This window comes from Burkholderia sp. AW33-5 (genome assembly GCF_053427615.1).
Map to the genome: position 1 here is coordinate 17055 of NZ_JBSAXA010000011.1, position 13651 is coordinate 30705.

Annotated in this window: 11 protein-coding genes; 5 read left to right on the forward strand and 6 right to left on the reverse strand. The window is 67.5% G+C overall.

Annotated features, from left to right (window positions below):
• Genes ACV22V_RS18550 through ACV22V_RS18565 form a run of 4 tightly spaced genes read right to left on the reverse strand, consistent with a single transcriptional unit; the run spans position 1 to position 1990 of the window.
• A complete protein-coding gene (locus ACV22V_RS18550; protein WP_059525109.1) occupies positions 1-249 on the reverse strand; it encodes an acyl carrier protein in 249 nt (82 codons plus the stop codon).
• Complete coding sequence (locus tag ACV22V_RS18555) at positions 246-551, reverse strand: phosphopantetheine-binding protein (protein WP_059525678.1); 306 nt, start codon at positions 549-551, stop codon at positions 246-248. Before ACV22V_RS18555 ends, ACV22V_RS18550 begins: the two co-directional genes overlap by 4 nt.
• Positions 526-1320, reverse strand: a complete 795-nt coding sequence (locus ACV22V_RS18560) for a lysophospholipid acyltransferase family protein (RefSeq protein ID WP_059525107.1) — start codon at positions 1318-1320, stop codon at positions 526-528. Before ACV22V_RS18560 ends, ACV22V_RS18555 begins: the two co-directional genes overlap by 26 nt.
• Complete coding sequence (locus tag ACV22V_RS18565; RefSeq protein ID WP_448014984.1) at positions 1304-1990, reverse strand: beta-ketoacyl synthase chain length factor; 687 nt, start codon at positions 1988-1990, stop codon at positions 1304-1306. The genes ACV22V_RS18560 and ACV22V_RS18565 overlap by 17 nt, the downstream gene beginning before the upstream one ends.
• Before the next feature lie 435 nt (positions 1991-2425).
• Here ACV22V_RS18565 and ACV22V_RS18570 point away from each other — a divergent pair, with 435 nt between their 5' ends.
• Together ACV22V_RS18570 and ACV22V_RS18575 are read left to right on the forward strand one after the other, a co-directional pair.
• Positions 2426-3013 (forward strand): IMPACT family protein, encoded by a 588-nt coding sequence (locus ACV22V_RS18570; protein WP_448014986.1) that lies wholly within the window; start codon positions 2426-2428, stop codon positions 3011-3013.
• Between the two features lie 209 nt (positions 3014-3222).
• Positions 3223-3510: an H-NS histone family protein gene (locus tag ACV22V_RS18575; RefSeq protein ID WP_223958701.1), complete on the forward strand. Its 288-nt coding sequence runs from the start codon at positions 3223-3225 to the stop codon at positions 3508-3510.
• A gap of 55 nt (positions 3511-3565) precedes the next feature.
• On the opposite strand, the gene ppk2 is transcribed toward ACV22V_RS18575, so the two are convergent.
• The gene (gene ppk2, locus ACV22V_RS18580; RefSeq protein WP_059525099.1) at positions 3566-4516 is read right to left on the reverse strand and encodes a polyphosphate kinase 2; all 951 of its coding nucleotides are present in this window, start codon (positions 4514-4516) and stop codon (positions 3566-3568) included.
• 244 nt (positions 4517-4760) lie between these two features.
• Complete coding sequence (gene ggt, locus ACV22V_RS18585) at positions 4761-6482, reverse strand: gamma-glutamyltransferase (protein WP_059525097.1); 1722 nt, start codon at positions 6480-6482, stop codon at positions 4761-4763.
• Positions 6483-6882: 400 nt separating this feature from the next.
• Here ggt and ACV22V_RS18590 point away from each other — a divergent pair, with 400 nt between their 5' ends.
• The 3 genes from ACV22V_RS18590 (at position 6883) to ACV22V_RS18600 (ending at position 13597) form a co-directional block, all read left to right on the forward strand.
• On the forward strand, positions 6883-7407 hold the full coding sequence (locus tag ACV22V_RS18590) for a metal-dependent hydrolase (protein ID WP_448014988.1): 525 nt from the start codon (positions 6883-6885) through the stop codon (positions 7405-7407).
• Between the two features lie 287 nt (positions 7408-7694).
• Positions 7695-12191 (forward strand): DEAD/DEAH box helicase, encoded by a 4497-nt coding sequence (locus tag ACV22V_RS18595; protein WP_448014989.1) that lies wholly within the window; start codon positions 7695-7697, stop codon positions 12189-12191.
• 131 nt (positions 12192-12322) lie between these two features.
• Entirely contained in the window at positions 12323-13597 is a 1275-nt protein-coding gene (locus tag ACV22V_RS18600; RefSeq protein ID WP_059525091.1) for an APC family permease, read from the forward strand.
• The last annotated feature ends 54 nt before the right edge of the window (positions 13598-13651 follow it).

The window sequence follows — 13651 nt, forward strand, 5'->3', positions numbered from 1 at the left end:
TCAAGCGCGCGTGAGCAACACGTGAACGGCGGCGATAACGTCACCGACGGTCCGCACCGATTTGAACTCTTCCGGTTTGATGCGCCTGCCTGTCATTTCCTGAAGCTTGATGGCCAGATCGACCGCGTCGATGCTGTCCAGATCAAGCTCTTCGAACAGGTGCGTATCGGGCGTCACCCGCTCCGGCTCGATCGCGAAATTCTCATGAAAGATGGCGCGGATGCGCTCCAGGATTTCTGCGTCGGTCACGAATGACTCCCTTTTTCCAGCACGGCTTCTTGCGATGCCTGATGAGACTGCTGGTCGGCAATGAACGCCGCCAGCGTGTTGATCGAACGGAAATGCGCTTTCGTGCGTTCGTCGTTCGCCGCGATCGTCAGGTGAAATTTCTTGCGCAGCATGATGCCGACTTCGAGCGCATCGACTGAATCGAGTCCGATTCCGTCCGTCGAGAACAGTGGCGCATCGTCGTCGATGTCGTCGACCGCCATGTCGCTGAGATCGAGCATCTCGATCAGAAGCTGCTTAATTTGCAGTTTTAAAGTATCCATGCTGAAACAGGCTTTGAGTAATGTGCACTTCCACCTCGCGGGCGATGCTGCGAGCGGCAATCGACGGTGATGTCACGTTCGGCGCCAGCCGGTTCAGGTCCATCGGCTCGAGGACGTCGATGCGCATACGAAATGCTCGAGCCGGCACGTGATACCAGCGCAGCGCCTTGGTAAATACCGGTGGGTCGCAATCGATCAGCACCGGCTGGATCCGGGTGCGGGATTGCAGCGCCATATGTGCGAAACCACGTGAGAACGAATGCAGGCGATTGCCGCCCGGACTGCGCGTCCCCTCGGGGAAGATGATCATCGTGTAGCCCGCCGCCAGTTGTCGCGCGCCGGCCTCGACGAGATGGACGGCATCGGCATTGCTCACGTACTCGGCCGCGCGGACGATACCCCAGAAACAGGGGTTGCCCCAATGACCACGCTTTACGACGCAGCACGCCTTCGGCGTCAGCGACAGCAGCACCATGACGTCGAGCCAGGTCGGGTGGTTCGCGACGACGATTGCAGGGCCGTCCTTTGCGAGGCGCTCCGCGCCGCTCAGCTCGAGCCTCATCACGCCGATGTGTTGCAGCATCGCGACCAGCGCGCGGAAGAAATAATGGATGACAAGCGTCACCCCGCGCTGACGCGAGCGCCGATGCGGCCATAATCCGCCGACGACGATCGCCAACAACGAGAACGCCGATCCGCACAGCGCAAAAAACGCCAGGCTCGCACCGGTCGCGAACAGACGCCAGCCGTAGTCAAGTCGCGCGATCATGCAAGCTCCATCGCCAGGATGCGTGCTGACAGCGCCACGACGCCGTGGTGCGCGCGGACAGGCAACGCAGCACCGCCTCGCTTTGCGTACCGGCCGCATCGTCGGCATCTCCCGCGTCGCCCGCCGCCATCTCACAGGTCAGATAGTCGGCCGATTCACCGGCGCCAATCAGAATGGCCAGCCCGACACTTTCAGGATCGTCATCGACATCGCCATAAACGGGATCGGCTGGCTCGTGCGCATAGACGAGCAGCACCGGCGAGCCCGGCGACGTTGCGTACTGGGAAAAGGCTTCGAGCAGCGCGTAGCCCAGGGTTTCATGGCCGGCCGCGATCGCCGTGGCTGCCGTTCGGTCGCGACGGGCGATTCCGAAAATACCCGTAACGGCATTGAGAACCGAGAGACTGAAGGCCGTCGGCGAGACAGGTTCCGACGCGCCGATGTCGGCAAGAATGCCGGTGGTGCGCACCAGTTCACCGTGACGCGATGCGAACACCATGCGCAACGGATTTTCCGTTCCGGCGCAATCGTAGGCCGCCTGGAGCGCGAGCCGCGACAGCCGGCTCAAGCGGCGTCGCACCATCGGATCGAGGGCTTCGACGCCCGGCACCCCCGCGGTCGAAATCGACGTCCATCTGGCGATTGGCATGGTCCAATGCAAATCGGCCATTGTTGTTCTCGTTAGGATTGCTTCTCTTGGGTGTTTTTATATCGCGCCACCCAGCATCAGGCGGTTGCGCTCCGCTTTCGATGAAAGCCGCCGATCACGTATTGACCACCGGACTCGCGCCATCGACTCCCCCTTCCGGTGCTACCTGGAAAAATCGGGAATCGTAATGTTTGCGAAGCCGGCACCCGGATTGTCAATCGCTGCGATTGAATGAGCGGCATATCAGTGCGCCGGAACTGTAACAGGGCCGTTACAAAAGATCAACGCCACTGCGCGAGGCGCCTTCCAGATTTAACCATTTATCAATTTCTCGAGAAAATCGTGCATCGTCGGTTATCGAGCTGATCCCCGACCAAGCGTGCCTTGCGCCGATCCTGCACCGGAATGGCTCATAATGCGCTCGATGCCGCCCCCACACGACCTGCTTTCCGTTCAATGAGTTATTCACTCGCTACTGCTTACACGCGCGAACTCGAAATCCGCAAGAGCCGCTTCATCGCATTCGCGATCCCCGTCGAGGACCGCGATGCCGCCATGCAGGCGTTGCAGCGCCTGCGCGACGAGCACCCGACGGCCACCCACGTATGCTGGGCGCTGCTTGCGGGCGGCCAGTCCGGCATGTCCGACGACGGCGAACCGTCGGGCACCGCCGGCCGGCCGATCCTCGAAGTGCTGCGTCATCACGATCTCGACGGCGTGCTCGGTGCGGTCGTCCGCTACTACGGCGGCGTGAAGCTCGGCGCGGGCGGCCTGGTGCGCGCCTATACGGATGCGATCGCCTCCGCGCTGCTCGACGCCGAGCGGGTCGAACGCATTCGCCACACGCGGTTCGCGATCGAAATCGGCTACCCGGACGAGGCGCGCGTGCGCCGCTGGATCGAGCAGGCGGGTTATGAGCTGGTGGACAGCGCGTACGGGATGACGGTGAAGCTCGTGATCAAGCTGCCGGAAACGGCCGAGGCGGCGGCCAAGACCGAGCTGTTCGATTTGACGCAGGGGCGCTCAGGCTTCCCCGACCTGTGAGGCGGGCAGCCTTCCCGGCATCGCCATCACGGTTTCACACAGATGCCCGTGAAAATTCAGATACGTCCGATAGAAAATCCGCGCGCCGAAACTTAATCTCTCCCGTGTTCCTCGCGACGCGCCCTGCAAACGTCTGGCCGAATGTACAGACACGCGGCGCATCGCGCGGCAGCCAACAATCACAATTCAGCTACGGGGATATCGGACGCATGCAACTGCAGCAACTACAAGCCCAACTCACGGAACTCGATCGACGCATCCGGGCGGCGCGCCGCCGCGAACGCCACGCGGCGCTGGTGCAGGTACGCGAGCTCGTGAAGACCCATGCGCTGACCGCTCGGGAAGTCTTCGGGCAGGGTTACAGCAATCGCGCGAAGCTGTTCACCGTCGGGGCGAAATATCACGATCCGGTGACCGGCGCCACCTGGAGCGGACGCGGTCGTGCGCCCGCGTGGATCGCCGGCCGCGACCGCAGCGCGTTCCTGATCCGGGAGTAACGCGCGCCGCATTGCACGGCGCGCCTCAGTGGTCGATCCGGCCGGCCCGGGCCGCTCAATAAACGTCCGGGACGATCATGCTGTCCGGCGTCGGACGGCGAATGTAATCCTCGTGGTGCTCACGCTGCGGCAGATCGATCGTCGGCCGCGGCACCTCGTGATACGGCACCTGCGTCAGCAGATGGTGGATGCAGTTCAACCGCGCGCGCTTCTTGTCGACCGCCTGCACGACCCACCACGGCGCCTCGGGAATATGCGTGCGCTGCATCATCTCTTCCTTCGCGGCCGTGTACGCTTCCCAGCGGCGGCGGCTCTCGAGGTCCATCGGGCTCAGCTTCCACTGCTTCAGCGGATCCTCGATCCGGCTCTGGAAGCGCAGCTCCTGCTCGTGGTCGGTGATCGAGAACCAGTACTTGACGATCTGGATCCCGCTGCGCACGAGCATTTTCTCGAACTCGGGCACCGAGCGGAAAAACTCCTCGTATTCGTCTTCGGTGCAGAAATTCATCACGCGCTCGACACCCGCGCGGTTGTACCAGCTGCGATCGAACAGCACGATCTCGCCGCCGGCCGGCAGATGCGCGACATAGCGCTGGAAGTACCATTGCGTGCGTTCGCGGTTGCTCGGCGCCGGCAGTGCCGCCACGCGGCACACGCGCGGGTTCAGGCGCTGCGTGATGCGCTTGATCGCGCCGCCCTTGCCTGCCGCGTCGCGCCCCTCGAAAATCACGACGAGCCGGTGCCCCGTGTTCACGACCCAGTCCTGCAGCTTCACGAGCTCGCCCTGCAGCCGGAACAGCTCGCGGAAATACTGCTTGCGCGCTTCGCGGCGCTCCGGCGAGAACAGCAGATCCTCGTCGTTGTCGAAGCGGCGGTCGTCGAGCTCCATTTCGAGTTCTTCGTCGTACGCGTCGACGAGGTCTTCCTCGAAACGGCGCTGGCGCGACTCGAGCGATGCCGAATCGGTGAAGTTGTCGGTCTCGGTGCGGGAATCGTTATCGCCCATGGGGGCCTCCTTCCTTCAATTGACGCAGCCAAACTCCACCATTATCCCAGCGTCTCGCGTCAAATTGATGAAAAAGGGGCTGATCCGCCCCTCACAAGCGGAATCCGAGCCGCACCGGGTTCGCAGGAAATATCGAAGGTATTGGACGCCAGCCTCCGGTTCGGCGGGCTGACGTCGAGCCTGATCCTCGTGCGCAACGGGAAAAGCCGGGCACGTGATCGAGCAGTACCACAACCCGCCTCCGTCACTGAATGATCCGCGTGACCCCGCGTCCGCGCGGATCTGCCATCGCCTCCGGCGTCTTGCCGTCGATCTTGATCACCTGGATGTCGCCGCTGAAGTCCTGCCCCTTCAGCGTGTAGCCGCGCGCCTCGATCTGCTTCGCGAGTTCGCCTTCGATCGGGTGGTACGGCTCCCAGAAGATCGTGTTCGGCGGCAGCAGCTGATGGTGGAAACGCATCGCGCCGACGGCCTCCTTCAACGGCATCCCGAAATCGTAGATGTTGTTGATCACCTGGAAGATCGACGTGAAGATCCGCGAGCCGCCCGGCGTGCCGATCACGAGCGACACCTTGCCGTCCTTCGTCATGATCGTCGGCGACATCGACGACAGCGGTCGTTTCTTCGGCTCGATTGCATTCGCATCGCTGCCGACCACGCCGAACATGTTCGCGACGCCCGGCTTCGCGGAGAAGTCGTCCATCTCGTCGTTCAGCACGATGCCGGTGCCGTCGGCGATCACGCCCGAGCCGAAGTAGCCGTTGATCGTGTACGTGTTCGACACCGCGTTGCCCCACTTGTCGACGACCGAGAAGTGCGTCGTCTCGGCCTTCTCCGGCATCGACGTGCCGAGGCCCGGCTGCACGCTCTTCGTGTCGGCGATCTGCGTCGGGCTCACTTCGGCCGCTCGCCTCGCGATGTACGCGTCGTCGGTCAACTGCGCGACCGGCACCTTGTAGAAGTCGGGGTCGCCGAGATACTGCGCGCGATCGGCGAACACGCGCTTCTCGATTTCCGCGACCAGGTGGACATATTGCGGCGAGTTGAGCTTCACGCCCTCGAAGTCCTGCTTGAGGTCCGCCTTCATCTTCAGCAGTTGCACGAGGCCGATGCCGCCCGAGCTCGGCGGCGGCGCGGTGATCACGTCATAGCCGTTCCACTTCGCCTGCACCGGCTGGCGCCACACCGCACGGTATTGCGCGAGATCCTCGGTCGTGATCAGCCCGTTGCCGTCGCCGGTCTTCATCGACGCGGCGATCAACCGGGCCGTCTTGCCCTTGTAGAAGCCGTTCGCGCCGTCGTTCGCGATCCGTGCGAGCACGTCGGCGAGATCGGGCTGCTTGAAATTCGTGCCGGCCTTCATCGTGGAGAAGTACTTGTCGAAGTTGGTCTTGCCGCCGAACTCCTTCGACGCGTCGACGCCGCGCTGCGCAAGCTGTTCGTCGACGACGAAGCCGTCGCGCGCATAGCGGATCGCCGGCGCGAGCACCTGCTTCCACTTCAGCTTGCCGAAGCGTTTCTGCGCCTCCCACATGCCCGACACCGTGCCCGGCACGCCGGCCGCGCGCGGCCCGTACAGGCTCATGCCCTTGACGACATTACCGTCCTTGTCGAGATACATGTCCTTTGTCGCGGCGAGCGGCGCGCGCTCGCGATAGTCGATGAAGTACGGCTTGCCGTCCTTGTAGATCGTCATGAAGCCGCCGCCGCCGATGTTGCCGGCCTCCGGATACGTGACGGCGAGCGTGAACGCGATCGCGACGGCCGCGTCGATGGCGTTGCCGCCTTCCTTGAAGATCTGCTCGGCGGCGTCCGCGCTGTACTTGTCGGCCACCGCGACCGCCGCGCTCGTCAGGACCGCCGGCTGCGGCCCCTTCGCATAGGCCGGCGCATTCGGCAGGAAGCCGATGCCGGCCACCGTCGCGAGCACGGCAGCGGATGATTTGAAACGATTCAGCGTAGTCATTAAATGTCCCCCATGGATTCTCCGGCGAGCTGGAATAAGCCCCTGATCCGCTTATAGCCGCTGGCACGCGGTCGGTCCCATGCCGTTTTCGTAGTAAACAAATGCGCCGGGACGGAAAACGCGCCGCTCACTACGAATCATCGCGAATCCTGTGCGCTCGGCCACACGGCGGAGCAAAAAGCGGGCCGGCGGATCGGTCGAAATTGCATGCGGCGAATTCGACGCGCGTCGCGCAATCGGAAAATCACGGCACGCGGCGCTTGCGCGGTGCCACGCATGCAAAAAAACCGCGATCGGACCGCCCGCTGCGCGGGCCGATCTGAGAAGATAGCGCCCCGCTTTCGCGGCCGATCGTTCCCGCTCGTCTGCCGTTGCTTCACGCTTTTTCGTCTCGTTTCCTATGGCATCACACAATGCGCATCACGCGTCCGGCTTCGCGGCCGGCGTCGCCGCCGCCGTCCTCGTCGCGCAAACCGGCGCGACCGGTCCCTGGCACGCGGGCCTGCTCGCCGCGTTCGCGGCCGGCGTCGCGGGCGGCACCGCGCCCGACTGGCTCGAAGTCGCGTGGTGGACCCGCAAGCGCCGCTTGTGGATCACGCACCGCACCGTCACGCACTGGGGCATCGCCTGGATCGCGCTGCTCGCGCTCGGATGGCACGGGCTCACGCATCATCCGCATCCGCTGTGGGCCGCGCCGCTGTTCGGCTTCGCGTGCGGCGGCGTGATGCACCTGCTCGCCGACTGGCCGAATCCGCTCGGCGTGCCGTGGATCTGGCGGCGCCATTCGCTGAACCTGTGGAACAGCGGACATTGCGACCTGATCGTCGTGGCCGCCGCATGGGGCGGCACGCTGTGGCTCGCGCAATCGTTGTGGACGCGCGCCCCGTTCCTCGAACACTGGCTCGGCTGGCTGCATCGCGTGTAGTTGCGCGTAGTCGCGTTTAGTCGCGTGCAGTTTCGCGTGGCCGCGGATCGAGCCGCGCAACCGCCCGACGCACGTCGAACGCGACGTCCTCCTCTCGCCGATCCGGCACCCGCGCCCCGGCGGGTGCCGTTCCGCGCGCCCGCCCGTTGAAATGCCGGCACCGCACCTCATCTGAATCTCCGACGCGCGCGTTCTCTCACCCGCGGTGTCCGGCACGCGCACGCGACGTCTGGCACACTAACGATTCGCGCGCCGCCCACGCGCTCGCACCCCAATTCAACGCTCCGATGGACGTCACAGCCACCCGCCCCGCCAACGCGCTCGACGTGTTCCACCCGGCCGTCGCCGCGTGGTTCCGCCGTGCGTTTGCCGCGCCGACCGGCGCACAGGCGCTCGCGTGGCCGCACATCAAGGCCGGGCGGTCGACGCTCGTCGCCGCGCCGACCGGCTCCGGCAAGACGCTCACCGGGTTTCTGTGCGCGCTCGACGATCTCGTGCGCGATGCGCTCGCGCACGACGGCGCGCTGCCCGACGCGACGCTCGTCGTCTATGTTTCGCCGCTGAAGGCGCTGTCGAACGACATCCACGTGAACCTCGACGCGCCGCTCGCCGGCATCGCCGAATCGCTCGCGCAACTGGGCCTGCCGGTGCCGGCGATCCGCACCGCCGTGCGCACCGGCGACACCACGCAGGCGGAACGCGCCGCGCTGCGCAAACGCGCGCCGCACATTCTCGTGACGACGCCGGAGTCGCTGTACGTGCTGCTGTCGTCCACGTCGGGCCGACAGATGCTGTCCAGCGTGCGCTCGGTGATCGTCGACGAGATCCACGCACTGGCATCGTCCAAGCGCGGCAGCCACCTCGCGCTGTCGCTCGAACGCCTCGATGCGTTGACGGGTCGTGCGCTGCCGCGCATCGGGTTGTCGGCCACGCAGAAACCGATCGACGCGGTCGCGCGCTTCCTGGTCGGCGGCCCGGCCGACGCGCCGCGCGACTGCACGATCGTCGACACGGGTCACACGCGCGAACGCGACCTCGCGCTCGAGCTGCCGAACGTGCCGCTCGAACCGGTGATGGCAACCGACGTGTGGGAGCAGGTGTACGACCGGATCGCCGCGCTTGCCGCCGCGCACCGCACGACGCTCGTGTTCGTGAACACGCGGCGCACCGCGGAGCGCATGGCGCGCCATCTCGCCGACCGTCTCGGCAAGGACGCGATCGCGGCGCATCACGGCAGTCTCGCGAAGGAGCATCGCTTCGACGCCGAACAGCGGCTCAAGCGCGGCGAATTGAAACTGCTCGTCGCGACCGCGTCGCTCGAACTCGGCATCGACATCGGCGACGTCGATCTCGTGTGCCAGGTCGGTTCGCCGCGCGGGATCGCGCCGTTCCTGCAGCGCGTCGGCCGCTCGGGGCACCATGTCGGCGGCGTGCCGAAGGGCCGCCTGTTCCCGCTGTCGCGCGACGAACTGGTCGAATGCGCGGCGCTGCTCGACTGCGTGCAACGCGGCGAGCTCGACGCGTTGCGGATTCCCGAAGCGCCGCTCGACGTGCTCGCACAGCAGATCGTCGCCGAAGTCGCCTGCGCGGAATGGCGGGAGGACGCGCTGTACGCGAGCTTCACGCGCGCGGCGCCATACGCGAGCCTGTCGCGCGAACGCTTCGACGACGTGATGAAGATGCTCGCCGAAGGTTTCACCAGCCGTCGCGGCGTGCGCGGCGCGTATCTGCATCGCGACGTGGTCGGCGGCACGGTGCGCGGGCGCCGCAACGCGATGATGACCGCGACAACATCGGGCGGCACCATTCCCGACATGGCCGACTACGCGGTGCTGCTGGAGCCCCAGGGCATCCAGGTCGGCACCGTCAACGAGGATTTCGCGATCGAGAGCCTCGCGGGCGACGTGTTCCAGCTCGGCAACCAGTCGTACCGGATCATTCGCGTGGAAACGGGCCGCGTGCGTGTCGAGGACGCGCAAGGCCAGTCGCCGAGCATTCCGTTCTGGCTCGGCGAGGCGCCCGGGCGCAGCGACGAGCTGTCGGCGGCGGTCGGCCGGCTGCGCGCGCGGCTCGACGGGCTGTTCGCCGAAGGCGATCGGCATACCGAGGCCGGCGGACGCAAGCACGCGAGCGGCGACCCGGCCGGCAAGACGGGCACGCGCGGCAACGCCAGGCAAGCGGCGGAATCCCGTGCCGCCACCGATTCGCGCGACGACGCCGTCGGCACCGCGATCGGCCCGGCCGAAAGCCGCCTCGCGCCGGCGCTGCGCTGGCTCGTCGACGAACTTCATCTGTCGCCCGATGCGGCCCGCCAGATCGCCGACTATCTCGCCCGCACGCGAGCGGCGCTCGGCGCACTGCCGACGCAGGACACGCTCGTGATGGAGCGCTTCTTCGATGAATCGGGCGGCACGCAGCTGGTGATCCATTCGCCGTTCGGCAGCCGCATCAACCGTGCGTGGGGGCTCGCGCTGCGCAAGCGTTTCTGCCGCAGTTTCAACTTCGAGCTGCAGGCCGCCGCGACCGACGACGCGATCATTCTGTCGCTGTCGCTCGCGCACAGCTTCGCGCTCGATGAAGTGTGGCGCTACCTGCGCTCGGCCAGCGCGGAGCACGTGCTGGTCCAGGCACTGCTCGACGCGCCGATGTTCGGCGTGCGCTGGCGCTGGAACGCGACGACCGCGCTCGCGCTGCCGCGCTTCACCGGCGGCCGGCGCACCGCGCCGCAGCTGCAGCGGATGAAGAGCGACGACCTGCTCGCGACCGTGTTCCCCGATCAGGTCGCGTGCCTCGAGAACATCGTCGGCGAACGCGAGATCCCGCATCATCCGCTCGTCGACCAGACGCTCGACGATTGTCTGCACGACGCGATGGATACCGACGGCTGGCTCGCGCTGCTGCGCCGGATCGAAAGCGGCGCGATCGAGCTGATCGCGCGCGACCTGCCCGCGCCGTCGCCGCTGGCGGCCGAGATCCTGAACGCGAAGCCCTATGCGTTCCTCGACGACGCGCCGCTCGAGGAGCGCCGCACGCAGGCCGTGCAGTCGCGCCGCTGGAGCGATCCAGAATCGGCCGACGATCTCGGCGCGCTCGACGCCGACGCGATCGACGCGGTGCGCGACGAGGCATGGCCGCTCGTGCGCGACGCCGACGAAATGCACGATGCACTGCTCACGCTCGCCTGCGTCGCCGACAGCGAAGCGCATGCGCACGACGGCTGGCCCGAGCGGCTCGCGGAACTGGCCGAACGCCGCCGCGCGACGAAGCTCGTCACGTCGAACGGCGCCGCGCTGTGGGTACCGGTCGAACGGCTGATCTGCATGCGCGCGCTGCACCCCGACGCACGCGTCGCGCCGGCGCTGAAGGTGCCCGCCGCCTGCGCACAACCATGGGAAGTCGATGCCGCGCTCGTCGACGTGATCCGTGCGCGGCTCACCGGCTTCGGGCCGCTGACGCTCGACGCGATCGCGCAGCCGCTCGGTTTGCCGTCCGCGACGATCGCGACCGCGCTCGCGGCACTGGAGCGCGAAGGCTACGTGATGCGCGGCCGCTTCACGCCGGGCGCGACGACCGACGAATGGTGCGAACGTCACCTGCTCGCGCGCATTCATCGCTACACGGTCAAGCGGCTGCGCCGCGAGATCGAACCGGTCGAGCGCGCCGATTTCATGCGCTTCCTGTTTCACTGGCAGCACCTGACGCCCGACACGCGCGGCACGGGCCGCGACGCGCTCGCGGCCGTCGTCGAGCAGCTCGAAGGCTACGAAGCCGCGGCGAGCGCGTGGGAAGACGCGCTGCTGCCCGCGCGCCTGACCGACTACACGGCGGGCGGCCTCGATGACCTGTGCCGCTCGGGCAAGCTCGTGTGGACCCGCATCGGCGCGCCGGCCCGCGCGGCCGGCACCCCCGTGAAAACGACGCCGGTCGTGCTGCTGCCGCGCCGCCACCTCGGCGCATGGCAGGCGCTGCGCGACCCGGACGCGCAACCGGCGCTGTCCGCACGCGCGACCCAGGTGCGTGACGCACTCGCCGCGCATGGTGCGATGTTCTTCGACGCGTTGCTCGACGAACTGCACATGCTGCCCGTCGAACTCGAACAGGCGCTCGGCGAACTCGTGTCGGCCGGCCTCGTGAATGCGGACAGCTTCGCCGGACTGCGCGCGCTGCTGAAGCCCGCGGTCAAGCGCAGCGCGACGTATGCGGCGCGCACGCGGCGCGGCGGCGCGCTGATCGGCGGAATGGACGACGCCGGTCGCTGGGCGCTCGTGCAATGCGCTTCGGCACCGGACGATGCGACCGCACCGAAGCGCGGCCCGGCCGCGACCGATCCCGACGCACTCGAACATATCGTCTGGACGCTGCTGCGCCGCTATGGCGTAGTGTTCTGGCGGCTGCTCGAACGCGAGGCCGACTGGCTGCCGAGCTGGCGCGAACTCGTGCGCGTGCTGCAACGTCTCGAAGCGCGCGGCGAGATTCGCGGCGGACGCTTCGTCGCGGGGCTCGCGGGCGAGCAGTTCGCGCTGCCGGAAGCGATCCCGATCCTGCGCGAACTGCGTCGCCAATCTGGCGACGGCCAGTACGTCTGCGTGACGGGCGCCGATCCGCTGAACCTCGCCGGCACGTTGTTGCCCGGCGACAAGGTGCCGGCGCTGGCCGGCAATCGCGTGCTGTTCCGCGACGGCGTGCCGGTCGCGTCGCTCGTATCGGGCACGTTCCACTACGTGCCCGAGCTGCCGCCCGCTGCACGCGAGGATGCGCGGCTGCGGCTCGCACGCCGCTACTGACATCGACTGACACGCGGCACGTCGCGGACTACTGAACGCCGCGCCGCATCGCCGCGCCCGTTCGGGTAGCATCGAGCGATTCACCGCGCGGCCGTCCGCGCGCATAACAAGCCTCCCGGAGACTGCCCTTCATGTCCTCGCATGCCGATTCGCCCGCCGCTCATCACGCGGGCTCGCTGACGATTTTCCAGGGCGCCGCGCTGTATATCGGCGCGGTGCTCGGCACCGGCGTCATCGCGTTGCCCGCGCTCGCCGCCGAGGTCGCGGGCCCGGCGTCGCTGCTTGCATGGGCCGCGCTCGTCGTGCTGTCGGGGCCGCTTGCGGCCACCTTCGCCGCACTCGGCGCGCGCTATCCGGACGCGGGCGGCGTATCGACCTACGCGCGACGCGCGTTCGGGCCGAAGGCCGCGGCGATCGTCGGCTGGTGTTTCTATTTCGCGGTGCCGGCCGGTGCGCCGGCCGCCGCGATGTTCGGTGGCGCGTACGTCGCGGCCGTCACGGGCGGCGGACATACGACGGTCATCGTCACGGCTGCCGCGCTGATCGCGACGGTGTCGGCCGCGAATGCGTTCGGCGTCACGGTGTCGGGCCGCATGCAGCTCGTGCTGTCGGCGCTGCTCGTCGCGCTGCTGCTGGCCGCCGTGCTCGCCTCCGCGCCACATGCGCGCCCGGCGAACCTGCATCCGTTCGCGCCGCACGGGTGGCTCGCGGTCGGCCAGGCTGCCGCACTGCTCGTGTGGAGCTTCGCGGGCTGGGAAGCGATCACGCATCTCGCGGCCGAATTTCGGCGGCCCGCGCACGACATGCCGCGCTCGGCCGGGATCGCCGTCGTGGTCGTCGGCTTCCTGTACCTGTCGGTCGCGGCCGCGAGCGTGACGGTGCTCGGGCCGTCGGCCGGCGCGTCCGGTGCGCCGCTTGCGGAACTGATCGCGGGCGGCATCGGCGGTCATGCGCAGGTGCTGGCGGCCGCGGCCGCGCTGCTGCTCACGCTCGGCACGATGAACGCGTATTTCGCGGGCGCGGCCAAGCTCGGCGCGGCGCTCGGGCGCGACGGCGCACTGCCAGCATGGCTCGCGCAAGGCAGCCAGGTCGGCGGCGTGCCGCGCCGCAGCCTCGGCGTGATCGCGATGCTGGCGGCCGTCGCGCTGGCCGCGACGACGCTCTCGGACGTCGGGCCGAAGCCGCTCGTGCTCGTCACGTCCGGATGCTTCGTGATGGTGTACGGCCTCGGCGCGGCCGCCGCGCTGAAACTGCTGCCGCGCGGCGGCATTGCATATCGCTGCGCGTGGATTTCGCTGGTCGCCGTCGCCGGGCTGTTCCTGACGACCGGATGGTATTTCCTGTGCCCGCTGCTGCTCGCGGGCGGTGCGCTGCTGTATCTGCGGATAGCCGGGCAGCGCACGTGATCGCGTGCCGGTGCCCGTGTGCGGCCGAGCGCGCGCCCGTTCGCCGCGATGCAC

Coding starts and splice junctions, on each gene's coding strand:
- ACV22V_RS18555 (WP_059525678.1), bottom strand. CDS start 551: ATGGATACTTTAAAACTGCAAATTAAGCAGCTTCTGATCGAGATGCTC.
- ACV22V_RS18560 (WP_059525107.1), bottom strand. CDS start 1,320: ATGATCGCGCGACTTGACTACGGCTGGCGTCTGTTCGCGACCGGTGCG.
- ACV22V_RS18565 (WP_448014984.1), bottom strand. CDS start 1,990: ATGGCCGATTTGCATTGGACCATGCCAATCGCCAGATGGACGTCGATT.
- ACV22V_RS18570 (WP_448014986.1), top strand. CDS start 2,426: ATGAGTTATTCACTCGCTACTGCTTACACGCGCGAACTCGAAATCCGC.
- ACV22V_RS18575 (WP_223958701.1), top strand. CDS start 3,223: ATGCAACTGCAGCAACTACAAGCCCAACTCACGGAACTCGATCGACGC.
- ppk2 (WP_059525099.1), bottom strand. CDS start 4,516: ATGGGCGATAACGATTCCCGCACCGAGACCGACAACTTCACCGATTCG.
- ggt (WP_059525097.1), bottom strand. CDS start 6,482: ATGACTACGCTGAATCGTTTCAAATCATCCGCTGCCGTGCTCGCGACG.
- ACV22V_RS18590 (WP_448014988.1), top strand. CDS start 6,883: ATGGCATCACACAATGCGCATCACGCGTCCGGCTTCGCGGCCGGCGTC.
- ACV22V_RS18595 (WP_448014989.1), top strand. CDS start 7,695: ATGGACGTCACAGCCACCCGCCCCGCCAACGCGCTCGACGTGTTCCAC.
- ACV22V_RS18600 (WP_059525091.1), top strand. CDS start 12,323: ATGTCCTCGCATGCCGATTCGCCCGCCGCTCATCACGCGGGCTCGCTG.